This is a genomic window from Lysobacter sp. 5GHs7-4 (assembly GCF_021284765.1).
In the GTDB taxonomy this organism is placed as follows: Bacteria; Pseudomonadota; Gammaproteobacteria; order Xanthomonadales; family Xanthomonadaceae; genus Lysobacter.
Map to the genome: position 1 here is coordinate 4,609,216 of NZ_CP089924.1, position 17,378 is coordinate 4,626,593.

General features: G+C 65.5%; 17 protein-coding genes. 7 read left to right on the plus strand and 10 right to left on the minus strand.

Annotated elements, in window-relative coordinates; genetic code table 11:
* Positions 1–30: 30 nt before the first annotated feature.
* From LVB77_RS20810 to LVB77_RS20830, 5 genes are all read right to left on the minus strand, one after another.
* Positions 31–540, minus strand: coding sequence for a lipocalin-like domain-containing protein (locus tag LVB77_RS20810; RefSeq protein ID WP_232908102.1), 510 nt, complete (start codon positions 538–540; stop codon positions 31–33).
* 179 nt (positions 541–719) lie between these two features.
* Positions 720–917 carry a hypothetical protein gene (locus LVB77_RS20815; protein ID WP_232908103.1) on the minus strand — a complete coding sequence of 66 codons (198 nt, stop codon included), beginning with the start codon at positions 915–917 and terminating at the stop codon, positions 720–722.
* A 213-nt stretch (positions 918–1,130) separates the two neighbouring features.
* The gene (locus LVB77_RS20820) at positions 1,131–1,835 is read right to left on the minus strand and encodes a hypothetical protein (RefSeq protein WP_232908104.1); all 705 of its coding nucleotides are present in this window, start codon (positions 1,833–1,835) and stop codon (positions 1,131–1,133) included.
* A 435-nt stretch (positions 1,836–2,270) separates the two neighbouring features.
* The gene (locus LVB77_RS20825; protein ID WP_232908105.1) at positions 2,271–2,774 is read right to left on the minus strand and encodes a hypothetical protein; all 504 of its coding nucleotides are present in this window, start codon (positions 2,772–2,774) and stop codon (positions 2,271–2,273) included.
* A 314-nt stretch (positions 2,775–3,088) separates the two neighbouring features.
* Positions 3,089–6,232, minus strand: a complete 3,144-nt coding sequence (locus tag LVB77_RS20830; protein ID WP_232908106.1) for a TonB-dependent receptor — start codon at positions 6,230–6,232, stop codon at positions 3,089–3,091.
* A 484-nt stretch (positions 6,233–6,716) separates the two neighbouring features.
* Between LVB77_RS20830 and LVB77_RS20835 the strand changes: the two genes are divergently transcribed.
* The 5 genes from LVB77_RS20835 to LVB77_RS20855 all read left to right on the plus strand — a co-directional run bounded on the left by LVB77_RS20835 (position 6,717) and on the right by LVB77_RS20855 (position 11,606).
* Complete coding sequence (locus tag LVB77_RS20835) at positions 6,717–7,898, plus strand: M23 family metallopeptidase (RefSeq protein WP_232908107.1); 1,182 nt, start codon at positions 6,717–6,719, stop codon at positions 7,896–7,898.
* A gap of 311 nt (positions 7,899–8,209) precedes the next feature.
* On the plus strand, positions 8,210–8,485 hold the full coding sequence (locus LVB77_RS20840) for a hypothetical protein (protein WP_232908108.1): 276 nt from the start codon (positions 8,210–8,212) through the stop codon (positions 8,483–8,485).
* Positions 8,486–8,598: 113 nt separating this feature from the next.
* Positions 8,599–9,657, plus strand: coding sequence for a histidine kinase (locus tag LVB77_RS20845; RefSeq protein ID WP_232908109.1), 1,059 nt, complete (start codon positions 8,599–8,601; stop codon positions 9,655–9,657).
* 38 nt (positions 9,658–9,695) lie between these two features.
* Positions 9,696–10,388 carry a LytTR family DNA-binding domain-containing protein gene (locus LVB77_RS20850; protein WP_232908110.1) on the plus strand — a complete coding sequence of 231 codons (693 nt, stop codon included), beginning with the start codon at positions 9,696–9,698 and terminating at the stop codon, positions 10,386–10,388.
* 258 nt (positions 10,389–10,646) lie between these two features.
* Entirely contained in the window at positions 10,647–11,606 is a 960-nt protein-coding gene (locus tag LVB77_RS20855) for an alpha/beta hydrolase (RefSeq protein ID WP_232908111.1), read from the plus strand.
* Between the two features lie 21 nt (positions 11,607–11,627).
* Here LVB77_RS20855 and LVB77_RS20860 read toward each other — a convergent pair whose 3' ends face one another.
* A complete protein-coding gene (locus tag LVB77_RS20860; RefSeq protein ID WP_232908112.1) occupies positions 11,628–12,617 on the minus strand; it encodes a helix-turn-helix domain-containing protein in 990 nt (329 codons plus the stop codon).
* A 117-nt stretch (positions 12,618–12,734) separates the two neighbouring features.
* Here LVB77_RS20860 and LVB77_RS20865 point away from each other — a divergent pair, with 117 nt between their 5' ends.
* Positions 12,735–14,645 (plus strand): TonB-dependent receptor, encoded by a 1,911-nt coding sequence (locus LVB77_RS20865; RefSeq protein WP_232908113.1) that lies wholly within the window; start codon positions 12,735–12,737, stop codon positions 14,643–14,645.
* 156 nt (positions 14,646–14,801) lie between these two features.
* Entirely contained in the window at positions 14,802–15,221 is a 420-nt protein-coding gene (locus LVB77_RS20870) for an H-NS histone family protein (protein ID WP_232908114.1), read from the plus strand.
* A 6-nt stretch (positions 15,222–15,227) separates the two neighbouring features.
* Here LVB77_RS20870 and LVB77_RS20875 read toward each other — a convergent pair whose 3' ends face one another.
* The 4 genes from LVB77_RS20875 to LVB77_RS20890 all read right to left on the minus strand — a co-directional run bounded on the left by LVB77_RS20875 (position 15,228) and on the right by LVB77_RS20890 (position 17,257).
* Positions 15,228–15,620, minus strand: coding sequence for a hypothetical protein (locus tag LVB77_RS20875; RefSeq protein WP_232908115.1), 393 nt, complete (start codon positions 15,618–15,620; stop codon positions 15,228–15,230).
* A gap of 211 nt (positions 15,621–15,831) precedes the next feature.
* The gene (locus LVB77_RS20880) at positions 15,832–16,377 is read right to left on the minus strand and encodes a hypothetical protein (RefSeq protein ID WP_232908116.1); all 546 of its coding nucleotides are present in this window, start codon (positions 16,375–16,377) and stop codon (positions 15,832–15,834) included.
* Positions 16,374–16,913, minus strand: a complete 540-nt coding sequence (locus LVB77_RS20885; RefSeq protein WP_232908117.1) for a helix-turn-helix transcriptional regulator — start codon at positions 16,911–16,913, stop codon at positions 16,374–16,376. Before LVB77_RS20885 ends, LVB77_RS20880 begins: the two co-directional genes overlap by 4 nt.
* Positions 16,913–17,257: a type II toxin-antitoxin system RelE/ParE family toxin gene (locus tag LVB77_RS20890; RefSeq protein ID WP_232908118.1), complete on the minus strand. Its 345-nt coding sequence runs from the start codon at positions 17,255–17,257 to the stop codon at positions 16,913–16,915. The genes LVB77_RS20885 and LVB77_RS20890 overlap by 1 nt, the downstream gene beginning before the upstream one ends.
* Positions 17,258–17,378: the final 121 nt, after the last annotated feature.

A 17,378-nucleotide genomic window follows, 5' to 3' on the forward strand; every position in this document is an offset into this window, starting at 1 on the left:
CCCGCCGCGGCGATGCCCGCAACGCCAGACTTAGCGCACCCGTTTCAACCTACGCAGGAAATGCACGCCGTCGCTGTCACCCTCGATGGTGAGCACATCGCCTTCGATACGGAACGGACGCGGCTGATCGGTGCCGGTGTAGCTGGGCATCAGACTGCCTTCCACCTTGTGCACGACGACGCCCCGCTCCGCATCGACTTCGTAGGTGCCGAAGTAGGCGACATAGCCGTCGTAGGCGGCGCGCACCTCGGCATCGCTGCCCGCCGCGTCGTCTCCGGAGGCGAAGGGCCGCACCGCGGGCGTGCGCATGATCTGCACGCTCAGGTGCCCAGTCGGGTCGTAGACGATGTAGCCCTTGGGCTGCTCGCCATACGGATACACGACCTTGCCCGTTGCGATGTCGGTGTCCGTGATGCGCTCAACACGCCAGGTGCCGGCCAGCTTGGGGAGCGCACCGGCCGCGTGTGATGGCCCTGCCGTGATCCCGGCTAACAGCAGGAACACCGCGTATGCGACGGATAGCGAACGCGACAGTTGCATGCGGACAGATCTCCAAGATCAGGGCGCGGGCACGATAGCATCGCGCCCGCCCGCGCAGGTGCGCGCGCCGTCGCCGAACGAACTAAGCGGATCGACCGGCAGCGAAGAACGCTCGGGCTGACGGCCCTGAAAACGCATGCTGCCGCGAGTCGGCGCGGCGCCTTTGGCGCATTCAACCGCTACTTGATCACGCGCCGGTCCATGAGCGCCCTGAACTCATCGAGGAACCAATCCGCGTCTTCGGGCAAGGCCTCGAGCAACAGCGCGTCGATGCGGCTTTCGATATCGCCGAAGTAGACCTGGCCATGGCGCAGGTCGCCGAGATCGGCTTCCAGCACGACCAGTTCGGTAGCCAGCTCGGCTCGGGTTTTGTCCACGTCCGCAGCATAGGCGCAGAGGGTGGGCTTGTCGTGAGGCCGCGCCTTGCGTGCGTACGTATGAGCCTGGCGCTGGCGAGCCGCCCCTTCGAACGGGGCCTAAAGCCCATTCAGCTCTCGCTTTGCGATCCATGCCGCAGACCGCGTATCGCCCCGCAACGCGTCCTGCAGCAAGCCGAATGCGCGGTGTTTGCGCGCCGGGCTCGGTCGCGATCACGCCGCGGCCTCGATCCGAAAAGGATGGGCCAGGCGGTAGGGTTCGCGCACGCCCGCCACCGCCAGCGGGGCGAAATCGTGCATCGCGGACAGGCGCAACTCGTTCAACAGCGGCTGTTCGCCGACGACCAGGGCCGACACCAGGAAGCCCGGATCGTCCGCATGCGGCGCGACCCAGCCGGCGATGCCGATGACCGGATCCTCGCCACCGGTATCCCAGAAGCAGCCGGTGACCGTATGCAGCGCGCGCAGTCGGTCCGCGCCGCCCGTGTCGGCGTGGGCGCCGTAGGACGCCGAGCCGATCAGCACCACGCTGCGCGCCAGGGCCGCGCAGGTCAGATAGTCGGCCCACGCGCGCAAGGGCACGGCGGACAAGAGTTCATCAGGATGCAGGGCCAGGAAGCATCGCAAGCAGCGCTCGACCGCGCGGGCCGCCGCACGGCGGTCCAGACCCGCCGCGGCGGCCAGCGGCTCATCGCGCTCCTCGTTGGGTCGGCAATGATCGTGCGCCGCATCGCAGAAGCAGGCGGACACCTGGTCGAGTATGTCGGCCTGCAGGGCCGCCAGCGCGTCCAGCTCCGACCGCTCCGGCCGAATGCACGGCGGCCGCTGCCTGGCCTCCAGCCCGGCGAGCAGCAACAGTTCCGGCACCGGCGGATAGTAGTTTCGCTTCGCTAGTTGCAGGGCGGATTCGATGGACATCGGGTCGGCGTCTGTGACGTGTGACTTCTGCATACGCCTAGCGGCATCAAGCGGATGTCGTTTCCAGCGCCCGTGATACGCCGTTCAGATCCGACCACTCGAACGGTTCATCTTTGTAGTGAAGCGCACAACAGGAATTCGACGTCGGACTCACCCGATGCCACGCAATCCGGCCCTTGCCGTAAGCGGCGGACCATCGGTTTCCACTCGGAGCCTCACCGTCAACGGAGCGGTCAGGCCATGGCCAAGCAAGCCGGTTACGGCCAGACCCAACTCAAGGGACTGCTGCTGCAGGCACTGGAAACCGAGCGCGGCGGCATCCGGATCCACGAGACCGCGCGGTCGCTGGCCGAATCCGCGCCGGCGAGCCATCGCGCTCGCGGATGCGACAGCGGCGCCCGGCCACTCTTGCCGGGCGCCGCTTTGCGTTGCCGCTTACGGAATGTCGATCTCGGCCGTGCTGGTGGCGCTGTAGTTGTTCACGCCGTTGGTGGCGTTGTGCACGCAGACCACGGTGATGCGGCGGTAGTTGCTCACGCCGTAGACGAAGTTGGACGCGAAGTGCACGTCGACCAGCGCGCCGTTGCTCTCGTCGTCGTACTCGGTGGTGTAGCCGCCCAAGGCATCGTAGGCATTGCAGCGCACGCTGATGAAGTCGGCATCGACGCGGTTGTTGTTGACGTCGGCGAAGCGCGAGTAGCCGCGGATCTTGACCCGCTTGCCGCCGCCGGGGCCGGTCTCATAGCCCTGGTTCTGGATCACGCCCTGCAGCACATAGGTCGGCGCCGTTCCGCCGCCACCCGTGCCGCCCCCTTCGCCGTCGCCGCCGCACTCGGTATCGATCGGGCAGATTTCCTCGAACCGCTGGGCGCTCGCCTCCGGCACCACCCCGAACAGACCCGCCACCAGTACCGCCGCCATTGCCATACGCACGATCATGAGTCACCTCCTGTGAAGTCCTTGATTGCCATGCCGGTAGCGAATCCCCGCTCCGCTGGCGCCTTTCCCCTATGCGCCACGACATCGCCAACGCGGGACAGACACGTCCTTGTTCGCAAGCCGCCGCACTGTGAGAACGGGAGGCCGCCGCGGTCTCCCTACCCACGCGACGATGCCTGCATGTGCAATATCGAAGTGCGTCCCGCGGGCCCCGGCGGAAAACATCCGCGCGCAAGGGGCGGGCCGAGGCCGGACGATGGCGTCGCCCAGTCGCCATGGCGCCCTCGTGCCGGTGCGGCACGAGGGCCGGGCCATCAGAACTTGTAGGTCACGCCCAGATACAACTGGCGGCCGGAATAGCCGTTGGAGTAGAACCGGGCCTTGGTGTCGTTGCCCAGGTGCGTGCGCTGTTCCTCGCGCGTGGCGTTGAGCACCGAGCCGGTGATCGTGAGATTGTCGTTGATGTTGTAGGACGCGTTGAGGTCCAGCTGCTGGTAGGGCTCGGTGTAGATCGTGAAGCCGTTGTTCAAGCCGCCGACCACCTCGCCGCGGCGGTTGAACGAGGCGCGCGCCAGGAACTTGTCGTTCTCGTAGAACACGGTGACGTTGGCCTGGTTCTTCGCGCTGCCCACCAGCGGCGACTCGCCGATGGTCTCGCCGTCGAGCACGATCGAGGCCAGGTTGGTGTCGTTGTAAGTGTAGTTGGCCTGGATGCCCAGGCCGAAATCGAAGGTGTATTGGCCGTACAGCTCCACGCCCTGCGACACGCCGTCCTGGCCGTTGGCCTGGGTGGAGTAGTCCTGCACCGTCACCGTCTGCCCGCCGACCGACATCTGCAGGTCGCGCACCACCGGCACGGTGAAGTTCTTCACGTCCTTGCGGAACAGGCCCACGCCCGCCACCGCGCCCGGCTTGAAGTACCACTCCAGACCGATGTCGTACTGATTGGCCTCGAACGGCTCCAGGCCCTTGTTGCTGCCCGAACCGTACCAGCCGGGATTGGTCGTGCCGCCGGCGACGCGACGATCGTTGCTGTACTCGTCGGAGTAATAGCTCAGGCCGCCCGGGTAGGCGATGCTGGTGTAGCTGGGCCGCGCGATGACCTTCGACGCCGCGCCGCGCAGCACCAGGTTGTCGGTGATGTCCCAGGCGATGTTGAAGCTGGGCAGGATGTCGGTATAGGTCTTGTCCAGCGAGGCCAGCTCGTAGGTCTTCTGCTGCGCCATCGCATTGGGCAGCCGCACGAAGCCGCTTTCGCAGCTGTAGCCGGTGTTGGAGTTCAGCAGCGCGCCGGCGGCCGGATCGGTGCAGGACATCGGCGCGCCGCCGGCGTTGTCGGCGAAATAGTCGGTGAAGCGTTCGACCGAATCGCTGGACTCGGCATGCTGCTTGGTGCGGGCGACGCGGAAACCGATGTTGCCGCGCACGCGCTCGGTACGGAAGTTGGCCTGGAAGTAGCCGGCGGACACCTTCTCGTCGACGTTGTAGACGAAGTCCTCCTCGCGACGGTTCTGCACGCCGCCGTAGCGGTTGTTCAAATAGTCGATGTAAGCCGGGAAATCGATGCCCGGAAACACATTGGCGTTGAAGCCGCCGGCGATGTCGCCCACCGGCTTGGACAGGAAGAAGCCCGGCTGCGCGACGCCCGCGGTGGAATCGCAGCCGGCCTGGTAGCGCTTGCTGTAGTCGCTGGGATCGGCGCCCTGACACACCCAGTAGGTGTTGCCGGTGTTGCGGTGGACCTCGCCGTCGCTGTATTTGGCGCCGAACTGGATCGAATCCAGCCAGCCGGTTTCGAACAGCTTGGTGAAATCGGCCTGGAAGTGGCGCTGCTTGATCGTGGTTTCCATCCACGACGAATCGGTCGAGCCAGTGTCGATCTCGGCGATGCCGGCCATCAGCTGGTCCTGCAGGTTCGGCGAGAAAGTCGCCGTCGGCGTCCCGCTCAGATCCCAGGAGCTGAAGGTGTTGCCGGGCTGCCACACGCCGTTGACCTGGCGGCGCGGCTTGGCCGACATGCGGAAGTTCATCGACGGCCCGCCTTCCGACCAGGTGCGGCCACCGCCGAACGAGGCCTTCCACAACGGGCTGATGTCCCAATCCGCGCTCAGGTCGAAGCTCTGCGACAGCGCCTTCTCGCGGCTGTAGCCGCCGGTGAGCTGGGGCGTGGGAATGGTGCAGTCGTCCGGCCCCCAGCCGCCGGGCGGCAGGCCGGCGGCGGCGGCTTCGTCCTCGCTGCAGTAATAGGCCTTGCCGTCCTTACGCTCGTACTGCGCGCCGGTGACGATGGTGCCGCTGGGATCGAAGGTGAACCCGTTCAACAGTCGCCCGCCGGTCCAATTGCCGTCGCCGGCGACGCGCGCCAGATTCCACTCCGGAATCTTGAGCATGTTCTGGGTGTAATCGCCCTCCAGCTCGAAGCGGAAGTAGTTGGCGGTCAGGGTCAGGTTGTCGATCGGCTTGAACTGGAACGTCAGCTGCCCGCCCTTGCGCTCGCGCTCTTCGTCGCGCACCGCGAAGTTGACCGAGGTCGGCATGAAGAAGCCCGAGTAATGCCCGCCGTTCTGGTTGTAGATGCCCGAGCGGCCCCAGAAGCTGGAGGCGTTGGGCAGCGGATTGCCATGCGCATCGACCGGTGGATTGCGGGTGCGGCCGGGAACGTTCCAGACGTAGTCGTTGATGATGTTGCCGTTGGCGTCGACGCGGTCGCTGTACCACTGCCAGTCTTCGGTGGTGACGTCCATGGTGCGGTTGTTGCGCTTTTGCTGAGTCGCGCCGACCAGCACGCCAAAGCGATTGTCCTGGCTGTGCCAGGAATACAGCGTCGAGGCCTGCGCGTCGACGCCGCTGCTGGTGTCCGACGAGGTGCCCTCGAGGGTGACGAAGCCCGAGTTCGACTCCATGTCCAGCGGCCGGCGCGTGCGCAGGATCACCGTGCCGCCGATGCCGCCTTCGTCGATGCGCGCCTCCGGCGTCTTGAACAGCTCGGCGCTGGACAGCATGTTCGACGGCAGCAGCGTGTAATTGAACGAACGCGTGGCCTCGTTGTTGCTCTCCGAGGTGGCGATGTAGTTGCCGTTCAACTGCGTCAGGGTGAGATCGGCGGCCAGACCGCGCACGCTGACGTTCTTGCCTTCGCCGCCGTTGCGGGTGATGACCACGCCCGGTACGCGCTGCAGCGCGTCGGCGACGTTCTTGTCGGGGAACTTGCCCACGTCCTCGGCGGTGACCACCTCCACCACCGCGTTGGCGTTGCGCTTCTGGTCCAGGCTCTTCTCGATCGAGTAGCGGTAGCCGGTGACCACCACCTTGTCCAGATCGGTCGCGGCGTCGGCGCCCTGCGCCGCGGGCGCCTCCTGGGCGAACGCGCTGCCCGGCGCGGCCACCACGGCGACCAGCGCGACGGCGATGGCGGCGGACAACGAATTGCGTATGCGTGCGTTTGGCGTGCGTGTCATTTCAATCACCCTCTCCCAAGATTGAATCGGCTGCTGACGCGAGCGAATTTAGATCGATCTAAATTCTCAAGGCACGAACCCCCGTTCCGACAGACGGAATCTGTCGTATGCCTTGGTAGCGTCCTCTGCCGCCCTGAACTGCCTTGCCCCTGTGGCGAACGACCGCCTCGCTTTTAGATCGTTCTAATTTGGCGACGGAATAGATAGCACAGAGTTTTGCGGCATGCATGCTGCCGCGCAGCATGGGCCGGGACGGTCCGCTGGGGGCGATCCGTACGCAGGTTCTCGCCGAAGAGCGACAACGGCCGATCACGCTCGCCGCAAGCACTCGCATGGGTTCGTACGCCGCGTATCGGCGCCGGCATATTTCCCGAACGCACGCCACCGACGCCCCTCGTCTCGGCGCACGCTCGTCGCATCCGCGCTACGCGCACCTGCTCAGCCCCTAGACTTGGCGACCGTATCGACTGGCCGCGGAATCCACGTGATCAAGCACGCGTCGCTTTGTCTCGCCCTGTGTTGCGGGCTGGCATCCACACCCAGCGCGCTGGCCGCGACCAAGGACGCACTACCGCTGCCGACGGGTTGCGCCCTGGCCGATCGCGCGCCCACGAGCAAGGCCTCCAGCGACGGCGCGGGGACGTCGTTCCCGCCCCCTCAACTGGACGTACGCACCCCGTTCGAACCCGCCGTATTCAATGCGGGCGGCTACCGCTACCTGGTGTACGAGCTGCGGCTGCTGAATCTGTCCGACGAAGCCATGCCCATCACCGGCGTGGACATCATGGCCGCTACCGCCGATAGCGATAAGCTGCTGCTGTCGCTTTCCGGCGCCGCACTCTATGCGCCATTGCGGCTGATCGGCGACGGCGCGATCGACGCTGCGCACCCGTTGCAAACGGGTCGCGCGGCCATCGCCTATCTGTGCCTGGCATTCGAGCGCGATACGCCGGTACCCAGCCAACTTCGCCATCGCGTGATCCTGGGGGACGCGATCGCAGAAGGCCCTGTAGTCGGCGTTCATCACGGCTCCGTCGGGGTGCTTGCCAGCCCCGTGCGGGGCGACCATTGGTTGGCGGATAACGGCCTGGCCCTAGACCGCCATCATCGCCCGGGCCTGTTCGTCGCCGGCGGCACCGCGCAGATTTCGCGCCGATACGCGATCGACTGGAAGCGGCGCATCGGCGGCGACTTCCAGGCCGGCGATCCATTGGATGTGCGCACCTATCACGCGTATGCGCAGCCGGTGTTCGCCGTCGCGGACGCCACCGTGATTCAGGCCATAGACGGCCTTCCCGACAACGTGCCGCGCACGGCCGCCGGCTTTACTCCCGCCGTGCCGCTGAGCATGAAGACGCTGGCGGGCAATACCGTCGTACTCGATCTGGGCGACGGTCAGTTCGCGCATTACGCGCACCTGCAACCCGGCAGCGTCGTCGTAAAGGCCGGCCAGCGCGTTCGGCGCGGCGAGCCGTTGGCACGCATCGGCAATTCCGGCGACGCACGATGGCCGCACCTGCATTTTCAGGTGAGCACGGGCCCGGACATCATGGCCAGCGAAGGCCTGCCGTTCGCGATCGATCGCTTCCGCGCCAAGGATGCCGAGGGCCACTGGAGCACCCGGGCACTGGAGTTTCCATTGGCCGGAGACGAAGTGGCTTTCTGAACCTGGCGATTGCCGCTCGGCATGATGGGTAGCGGTCGGCACCGGTGGCAGGGCGCCTGGGCGCTGTGCTTTCCATGAGATCGCGGCGCGCCATCGGAAACTACGGGCGGGACGATAAGCAGCTTTTTTTCTGGGTAACCCACCCAGTCTCAAGCCGTGCGTCAGGGTGTCGATAGGATTCGTCATGGGAATCCGCACCGTGCGTTCCGCCACGCCCAGGCCAGCCAAACTTCAGCTCATCGGCCGCAGGGCCGCGGCCTGGACCGATCGCCTTGCGCCCGCTCCCCTCGACCGCCAGGCCCGACGCCAACATGCATAAGCCGCTTCCAGCACCGCCTTTGCGCCAATGGCCTTCGCGATGGGCCGAAGCCGCCAATGAGGACGGCTACAAATTGAGCAACGATGCTCTGCGAACGCTAGCCACCCGCCTGCTGGCGTATCAAGCTGCCGCACTGCGGCATGGGCGCCGCAGCGAGGCCGCGCGGCTGGGACAACTGCTGATCGATACGGCCGCGCTCAAGCGGGCGCTGACCGCTGCCGATCCATCCGCGGCATCGCCGGCCGCGCCGGGCACCGACCGCGGCTGACCGGCGACTGTCGGCAGATGGCGGCGCCCGGCCGACATGTTCTACTGACGGCGGTTCGCGACACGAGCACCGGCCGCTCATCGGCCCATTAGCCCCGCCAGGAGCCGTCTCCGATGCAACGGCAAACGCTGCTGACTTGGACCTGGGTGAGTGCCTGGTGGCTGCTCACCGGGCTGATCTGGACGGGACAGATGCACGAGGCCTTTTCCGGTCAGGTCGGCTGGCCGCATCTGTTCCGCACCGAGATGGCCAAGGCGCTGCTGTGGATCCCGTTCACGCTGCTGCTTTTCCGCTGCGTCGACCGCCACCCGATCGAGCGCGGCGCCCTGCTTCGCTCCATCGGCTGGCTGAGCCTGAGCGTGGCCGCAATTATCGCGGCGCGCGCCGCATGCACCGCCGCGCTCAACCCCTGGGTGGGCTGGTACGCGCAGTTGCCTGGATGGACCGCGCTGCTGCGCACCAGCTTTCTGGGCAACCTGCTTACCGCCTGGATGATCGTCGGCGTAGCGCACGCGCTGCTGTTCGCAAGACGCGACCGGCTGCGCCAGCGACAGCAGGCCGAGTTGCAGTCGCAACTGTCGCAAGCGCGCTACGAAGCGCTCGCCGCGCGACTCGATCCGCACTTCCTGTTCAATGCGCTGCACTCCATCAGCGAGGTGATGCACCGCGACGTGGCGGCCGCCGACCGCATGGTGGTGGGCCTGGGCGGCCTGCTGCGGCAAAGCATCGAAGGCGCAAGCGACCAGCAGGCCACCTTGGGCGATCAGATCGAGTTGATCGAGGACTACGTGGGCATCGAGCAGGTCCGCCTGGGACCGCGGCTGCGCTTCCAGCTCGACGTAGACGAATCGCTGGCCTCGGCGATGGTGCCGCGGCTGTTGCTGCAGCCCTTGGTGGAAAACGCGATCCGCTACGCGGTGGCCCCGCGCGTACAGCCCGGCAGCATCCGGGTGGCCGCCCATAGCCGGGAGCATCGGCTGCTGCTGGAAGTTTGCGACGACGGCGACGGCGCAGCCGCCGCGGCCCCAGGACAAGGCGTGGGCCTGGCCGGCGCGCGCGCGCGGCTGCAGTACCTGTATGGCGAGGACTTCACCTTCGACGTGTTGGCCTTACCCGGCGGCGGCACCTGCGTCCGCATCGACCTGCCCCTGCGTTCGATGGCGGCCGCATGAACCGGCCCCTGCGCACGATCGTGGTCGACGACGAGCCCATGGCGCTGGCGCGCCTGGCGCGCCTGCTGCGCGAGAACGGCGTCGAGGTCTTGGCCGAATGCACGGACGGCGCGTCCGCACTGGCGGCGCTGCGCGCGCATGCAGCGGACGCCGCGTTCCTCGACATCCATATGCCGGGCATGAGCGGGCTGCAGGTGTCGGCCGATGTCGCCGCGGGCGGCACTTGCATCGTCTATGTCACCGCCCACTCCAAACATGCGGTGCACGCGTTCGAGACCGACGCGGTCGATTACCTGCTCAAGCCGTTCACGACCCGACGCCTGCATGCCACGCTCGAACGCCTGCGCGCGCGCGTGGCGGCGCGCGGCTCCGCGTTTCCCGAACGCCTGTTGTTGCAGGCGGGCGCGCGACAGCGCCTGGTACCGGTGCAGACCATCGATGCGCTGATTGCGAGCGCGAACTACGTCGAGGTCCACTGTGGGCAAGAGCGGCACCTGGCGCGCGATACCCTCAGCGCCATCGAGGCCAGACTAGACCCGACCCAGTTCGTGCGCATACACCGCTCGCGCATGGTGCGCATCGGCGCCGTGCACGATGTCGAACTGCTGCCTTCCGGGCAGTACCTGCTGCGCTTGCGCAACGGGCAGAAGCTGTCGGGTGGGCGTCGCTATCGCGATGATTTGCGCAAGGCGCTGGGCATGGCGGGCTTGGGGGCTGCGGGCGGTAGCTGAGGGCCTGTGCTCTTTCTCCTGAGAGTTGAGAGAGCCGTTCAGTCGCGGAGAGCAAAAGCAAATCCCCCTTAATCCCCCTTTTCCAAAGGGGGAGACGCTAAGCGGCGCCAGGCGGGTTGGCGCGGATGCGCGGACCGCACGTAGCCGACGTTCGCCGGCCGATTTTCGTCGTTCGTCCCAGACGCATTGCCTGGGCGGGAGTACGCCTGCATCAATGCCTGCACCGCCTGCCGACCGGCCGGCACACGTGGACCTGACATGGACCGACGAGACTTCCTGGGTTCCTGCGCATCGATCGCCGGCGCCGCCGCGCTCGCCGCCTGCGGTGTGGCTTCCGGCAAGCAAGCCGCCACAACGGAGACCAACGCGTTCGCCGCGCTTCGCCGCTATGCCCCCACCGCCTTCGGCCGCATCGCTTATGTGCAGCGCGGCAGCGGGCCGGCCGCTTTGTTCCTCCATGGCCTGCCGTTGAACGGATTCCATTGGCGCGATTCGTTGCAGCGGCTCTCACCGCATCGCCGCTGCATCGCGCCGGACTTCATGGGCATGGGCTACACCGACTCGCCCGAGCGCCAGGACCTGTCGCCGCAAGCGCAGACCGACATGCTGGCGGCGTTCCTCGATCGCCTCGGTATCGCGTCCGCCGACATCGTCGCCAACGACAGCGGCGGCGCGATCGCGCAGCTGTTCGCCGTGCAGCACCCCGAGCGCGTGCGCACCCTGCTGCTCACCAATTGCGACGTGCACGAGAACTGTCCGCCGCCGCAGATGTTGAATTCCATCCAGGCCGGCGTCGCTGGCGCCTACCACCCGAAGATGCAGCGGCATCTGGACGATCCGGCCTACGCCCGTTCCGACAAAGGCATCATCGGCGCCACCTACATGGAGCCGGACGCGGTCGCCGACGCCACCATCGAGTACTACTTCAGGCCGCTGGTCGCGTCGGCCAAACGCAGATCGCAATTGAACCGCTATCTGGCGGCGCTGCTGGCCAATCCACTGCTCGCGATCGAACCCGATCTGCGCCGTCTGAGCACGCCCACGCGCATGGTGTGGGGCACCGGCGACGTACTCTTCCCCGTCGCCTGGGCCAACTGGTTGGACCGGACCCTGCCCGGCTCGCGCGGCGTGCGGTTGGTGGAAGGCGGCAAGCTGTTCTGGCCGGAGGAGCGGCCGGACGTGATCGCCGAAGAGGCGAAGTCGCTGTGGGGCATCTAGACGGGTACGCGGATCGTGCGTTCAATCTGCTCGGTTGGGTTTGAACCGCCGTCGGTATTCCATCGGCGCGATCCCGAGCTGGCGACGGAACAAACGCCACAAGGTGCCCTCGTCGCCGACGCCGGTGCGCGTCGCGATGGTCTTCAGCGGCAGCGAGGTGTGCTCCAACATGCGCTGCGCCTGCTCCAGGCGCATGCGGCGTATCACCGACGACGGCGTCTGGCCGAAATCCCGCTCGCACACGCGCGCCAGCGTACGCGTGCTCATGCCGGCGAGCTTGGCCAGCTTGGCGATCGGCAGCGGCTTGGCCAGGTGCCCCTGGATCAACGCGGTCAGGATATGAACGCTGCTGTCCAGCTCGCGCACCGGCACGATGCTTTCGTCGAAGAACATGGCCTGCTGATCGGAGCGCCGCAGGTACAGCACCAGGCTCTTGGCCACCGTCAGCGCCGCCCGGTGTCCGTGATCTTCCTCGATGATCGCCAGCATCAGATCGAGCCCGGCGGTGATGCCGGCCGAAGTCCAGATCCGACCGTCGCGTAGGAACAGGTTGTCGCTGTCGACGCGCGCACGCGTAAAGCGGGCGCGCAATTCGTCGCGATAGACCCAGTGCGTAGTCGCCGAGCGGCGATCGAGCAAGCCCGCTTCGCCGAGCACGAACGCACCGGTGCAGATGGACACGATCCGGGAAATGCGGCGCGCGTGCTCGCGCAGCCACCGCGCTACCCGCATCTCGCCGGCGGAGCGGCCGTTGGCCGGCGTGGCGCCGGCGATCACCACGGTATTGGGAAAACCGTTGCGCGCCGCCTCTTCCAGAGAGCTAGCGCCACCCAACACCACACCGTGGCGGGTCGGTACCGCGCCGCGCGTGGGCGCGACGATCTTGGCCGCATAAGCGGGCCAGCCCAGCACTTCGTTCGCATAGCCCAGCACCGACCAGGGACCGCTGAGATCGAGCAGCTCCGATCCCGGAAACACCACGAACCAGACTTCACGGGTGCGATTGCGCATTCGCGCACATTACGCCAGGTGGCAGGAAATGCAATCGGATAGGCCTTTGCGTCAGCGCGCGCCTTGTATCGCGAACCACAGAATTTCCGGGCCTCCCCTCCAGCCCGGGTTCTTTCTATGCGCCGCAACGCGTTTCGCCTTACCAGCCTTGCCATCAGCTGCGCCGTCGCGACGCCCGCGATCGCGCAAGATAACGCGCTCACCTCGGCGGTCGACGCCTTCGGCGAGCGTGCGGGCATCGAACAGTCCGGCCTCTACACCGAAAGCCAGGTGCGCGGCTTCGACCTCAACGACAGCGGCGCCTACCGCATCGACGGCGCCTACTTCGGCCGCGCCGCGGCCATGGACGACACCGTGCTGTCCAGCGTGGGCGTGCGTGTGGGCGTGAATGCGGCGCGCCTGGACTATCCCGCGCCGTCGGGCGTGGTGAACTATCGATTGCGCGAGGCCGGTACGAAAAACGAACTTCGCCTGGGCCTGGGCTTTCGCGATTTCGGCACGCGCGTGGTCCAGGCCGACGGTTCGGCGCAGGTCGGGCGCTTCAGTCTCGCGGGCGGCCTGCTCTGGCGCCCGCTGCAGGTGCACTACCAGGGCTACCGAGGTTCGGGCGTCAACGCCGGTGGCGTCGCCACCTGGAAGCTCGCAGGCGACCGGCGGCTGCGCGCCTTCACCTCGCTCTATCGCCGCCACTACGACGGCGACTATGCCGTCGCCCCGTCCAGCGCCGCGCTGCCGCCGCCGTTGCGAGCGCTGCATCAGTACTCGCCTTCGTGGGCGGAAACCGTGGGCCTGAGCACCAACACCGGCCTGCTCTTCGACGGGCGATTCGGCGGCTTCGATATCGATCTGTCGGCGTTCCGCTCCACGTTCGATATCGACAAGAACGATTTCACCCTGATCTCGGCCGACGCCGCCGGCAACGCCACCGCCACCACGCTGCGCACGCCCAGGCGCGAGAAGCATGCGACCTCGGCCGAAGCCAGGATCGCGCGCTCGTTCGCCATGGGCGCGCTCGACCACCGCGCCAGCCTGTCGCTGCGCGGCGCGCGCACCCGCAACGAATTCACCTCCAGCCAAGCCATTCCCTTGGGCGCCTTCCACCTGTCCGGCGATCCGCCCGAGGTGGCGGAGCTGCCGTGGTCGGGACGGCGCGGCGAAGATCAGACCGAACAACTCACCGCGTCGGCGAGCTACGCCCTGAGCTGGCGCGATCGCTTTCAGCTGCGTCTGGGCCTCCACCGCGTGCGTTACGACAAGGCCTCGCAGGCGCTCTCCGGTAACCGCACCCAACGCGTCAGCCTGAGCACTCATCACAACGCCTCGGCGGTGTTCAATCTGAGCGACCGCACCGCGCTGTTCGGCAGCTGGGTCACCGGCCTGGAGGAGAGCGGCGCCGCGCCCGGATCGGCGACCAACCGCGACGAAGTGCTGCCGCCGGGCGAGGCCGTGCAAAAGGAGTTGGGCCTGCGTCATGCGCTGACGCCACGCCTGAACTTCATCGGCGCCGTCTTCGACGTCTCCAAGCCCAGCCAGGGCCTGCGCCAGGACGGCGCCTTCGGCCTGATCGGCGAAGTACGCCACCGCGGCATCGAAGCCTCGATCGCCGGCAAACTCAACGACCGCACCAACCTCGTCGCCGGCGTCGTCCGCTTCGACTCCGAAGTAAGCGGCCCGTTGGTGGACGCGGGCCTGGTCGGCTCGCACGGCGTGGGCGTCGCCCAGTTCGTCGCCGCCGCCAGCATCGAGTACCGCCTGCGCGACGACTGGTCCTTCGACGCCAGCCTCAGCCACACCGGCGAACGCTGGGCCAACACCGCCAATACGATCCAGGCGCCGGCCATCACCACGCTCAACCTGGGTACGCGCCACCGCTTCACGCTCGCCGACCGTCCTGCCGAGCTGCGCATCGTGGCGTCGAATCTGACCGGCGAGGAAGGCTATACCGTCGCGCGCTCGGGGCTGCTGTCTCCAGTTTCGCCGCGCACGATACGGGCGGTGCTCACGGTCAGTTTTGGGGCAGGCAACTGAGGCCGGGCAAGGCGATGCCAACCGACCGGGGCAAGGCCGGATCCTTGCCATCACTCTCGGCCACAGAGCTGCTGGCGGGCAAAATCTGCCAACCGCGCACGGAATACAGGCGTTGTCACTTGACAGGCCGATACGTGTGGTTGGACCCTCGGCGGCATGAATTTCGATCTCGAAGCGCTCAGCCTGCCGGAACTGAACTCCCTACTGATCGCCGCGGAGCGGCGGAAGCAGCTGGTTTCCAGCCGTCGCCCCATTGCCGTAGTCCGTCGGAAAGCGATCGCGCTAGCCGCTCAACTCGGCTACACGATCGAGGAACTCTACGGGGACCAGCCGGCAGCCGAGGCCGCCGGCAAGAAGCGGGCGCCGCGGCGGAAAACCGGCAAGGTCGCCGCCAAATACCGCGACCCGGAGAACAAGCGCAATACCTGGTCGGGTCGCGGACGGATGCCACGATGGCTGGCGCAAAAGACCAAGCATGGCCGTAGCGCCACCGATTTTCTTATCCCCGGCCTCGCAAAACCAACCGCGCGCAAAAGCAGCTCGATTGGCCAACGCAAGCTCATCAAGCAGGGCTGACGCCTGCTAATCCGCTTTTCGGATGACCCAATCCGTGAGCCCGGCATCCAGCGTCATGCGTGCGAGCCTCGACGCCTCGATCACGGTAATGGCCTCGTCATCCGTCGTGACGGCGCCGGTGTGGTAGGCGTAAAACATACGATTGAAAACCCCGTCCTTTCCTTGCTGAGCGTAGGCTTCGAACTCGGACTGAGTCGTCTTCGCCTTCACCTGCACGAAAGCGCGTTCTCCCGTGGAGGGCAGCTCAAGGTCGAGATCCAGCAGCTTCCTGGTGCCACCGGTCGAATCGATCCGACGCCAACCGCTGGATCCGAAGATGAGTTCGACCAGGACCTCAAAGTCTCGTGGACCAAGACGCTGAATCAACGGCACCAACGAGTCGATCAACTCTGTACGCACACCGCTTCCGCCCGCTTGACCTCTTCGCTCAGCTCCGCATTGATGCGGCGTACGACGTGGGCGGCCGCGCTAAATCCGGCATCCACCGCGAAAGGTGATGCCCAGACCGTACTCTGCAGTGTAGATCGAACACGCGAGTGCATTCGTGACGGGATCAGCTAGAGAGGATGCGGAGCTCCTATAGTGGCCCGAGACCTGGAGGAGCTGCTCTCTACTTCAACTTCTTCGATGCTTTGCTCGGCGCCCGGGCCTTTCGCGGCTTACGGGCGCGGGCTGGTTCATCAGGAGCCGCGATTACGCGGATCGGATATCGGAACGTGCCAATTCCGTTAAGCATGATCTGAAAATGATAGACGCCCTCACCATCGAACGGCATTCCGTTGACCGAGGCCTCAACGTGACAGCGATTTCCCACATCTGGTCTCAAGATGATGCTGGGTTCAACATCAGTCGCCAAGAAACCTCTGCCATCAGGTAGAACCCAATTCAAATCGAACCTTACTGGTTCTGTCGAGTTGCATTCATTAGGCCAGCGCCAATCAACGGTGAAATACAGCACGAGAGGGGCAGCAGCCTCCACTTGTGTAAGGCCGTCCCTCGACTCCAAGATCGATCGAGGAATGTAGATCTCCTCCACGATGTTGATTGCGGAAGGCGCTCCCGTTTGCCCGTCTTTGAGCATTTCCTTAGCTAGGATCGCCCAATTAACCGATGGTACGGAGGCCGCCCCTCCCTTCTTGGCGCGCACCTTGCTCATTGAAGTTGCCGCCCACTGGTGAGGCCGAAGGATGAATGCACTCGAATGGATTCAGCGTCTGCTGGAGGGACGCTGAAGGTAGGAACCGTTGTGTGGTGCGTGCGGTCGCCTACACGACTTGAGCCTTCGGCGCCCAACATCCATGCACTGTACGTGCCAGTTTTTGGAATTGAGCTCTTGGGAAGCAGGTACTCATCGACCCGACAAACGACGCGTAGGCAGGCATTGGCAGTGGGCTTTTCTCCCACGCTGATAGTCACCTGCAGACCTAGCTTGACGAGGAACTGCAGCAATCGCTCCACAGAAAATCCTTGGAGCTTGTAATTCCGCAAAAGCGAAACATTAGGCTGACTGATCTCAAGACGCCCAGCAATTTCCTGTTGCGAACTGCCGAGTGAGTCGATGCGCTCATTTAACCGATATGCGAGGCTCGCCTTAGTGAGGTGCTCCTCCGGATTGGGTAGACCCAAATCCGCAAAAACGTTGTCGCTTCCTAGAACGAAGCTATCATCGCTCACAGTGTCCTTGCGCTTCATCATTTGCCTCCAAAGTCCTTCCTGGCTTGGGTCAAGCGTCGCTCGATCAGATCGATGTGTCGTTTCGGTGTTTCCTTTTGCTTGTGTGACTTCTTCTGAAAAGCGTGAAGGACGACTACTACATCTTTGAATTGCACGGTATACACGGCCCTATAGGTGTCCCCGTCCTCATCGAGGACGATCTCAAGAACTGACGCGCCCTCGAAGCCTTTCAATGGCTTCGCTGATGGGTGCTTCGCGCCCTGTTGAGCAACAAACAACGCATGGCCAGCATCACTGCGTGACTGCTCTGGGAAATCCAGCAATTCCTTTTTTGCCCCGCAAGACCACGCGATTCCCTTCATGGGCGAATTGCTCCTCGGCAAGCGGACTATACCACTCTCTGTATAAGTGCCATGTAGGCGGATCGTCACACCCCTACGCCGAAGTGTGTCCTAACTCACGGTCCATTTCAGCGGCGCCATG

What these genes read in the sequence shown, in the direction of transcription:
- LVB77_RS20810 (WP_232908102.1), bottom strand. Translation starts at nt 540, where the DNA reads ATGCAACTGTCGCGTTCGCTATCCGTCGCATACGCGGTGTTCCTGCTG.
- LVB77_RS20820 (WP_232908104.1), bottom strand. Translation starts at nt 1,835, where the DNA reads ATGTCCATCGAATCCGCCCTGCAACTAGCGAAGCGAAACTACTATCCG.
- LVB77_RS20825 (WP_232908105.1), bottom strand. Translation starts at nt 2,774, where the DNA reads ATGATCGTGCGTATGGCAATGGCGGCGGTACTGGTGGCGGGTCTGTTC.
- LVB77_RS20830 (WP_232908106.1), bottom strand. Translation starts at nt 6,232, where the DNA reads ATGACACGCACGCCAAACGCACGCATACGCAATTCGTTGTCCGCCGCC.
- LVB77_RS20840 (WP_232908108.1), top strand. Translation starts at nt 8,210, where the DNA reads ATGCATAAGCCGCTTCCAGCACCGCCTTTGCGCCAATGGCCTTCGCGA.
- LVB77_RS20845 (WP_232908109.1), top strand. Translation starts at nt 8,599, where the DNA reads ATGCAACGGCAAACGCTGCTGACTTGGACCTGGGTGAGTGCCTGGTGG.
- LVB77_RS20850 (WP_232908110.1), top strand. Translation starts at nt 9,696, where the DNA reads ATGGCGCTGGCGCGCCTGGCGCGCCTGCTGCGCGAGAACGGCGTCGAG.
- LVB77_RS20855 (WP_232908111.1), top strand. Translation starts at nt 10,647, where the DNA reads ATGGACCGACGAGACTTCCTGGGTTCCTGCGCATCGATCGCCGGCGCC.
- LVB77_RS20860 (WP_232908112.1), bottom strand. Translation starts at nt 12,617, where the DNA reads ATGCGCAATCGCACCCGTGAAGTCTGGTTCGTGGTGTTTCCGGGATCG.
- LVB77_RS20865 (WP_232908113.1), top strand. Translation starts at nt 12,735, where the DNA reads ATGCGCCGCAACGCGTTTCGCCTTACCAGCCTTGCCATCAGCTGCGCC.
- LVB77_RS20870 (WP_232908114.1), top strand. Translation starts at nt 14,802, where the DNA reads ATGAATTTCGATCTCGAAGCGCTCAGCCTGCCGGAACTGAACTCCCTA.
- LVB77_RS20880 (WP_232908116.1), bottom strand. Translation starts at nt 16,377, where the DNA reads ATGAGCAAGGTGCGCGCCAAGAAGGGAGGGGCGGCCTCCGTACCATCG.
- LVB77_RS20885 (WP_232908117.1), bottom strand. Translation starts at nt 16,913, where the DNA reads ATGAAGCGCAAGGACACTGTGAGCGATGATAGCTTCGTTCTAGGAAGC.
- LVB77_RS20890 (WP_232908118.1), bottom strand. Translation starts at nt 17,257, where the DNA reads ATGAAGGGAATCGCGTGGTCTTGCGGGGCAAAAAAGGAATTGCTGGAT.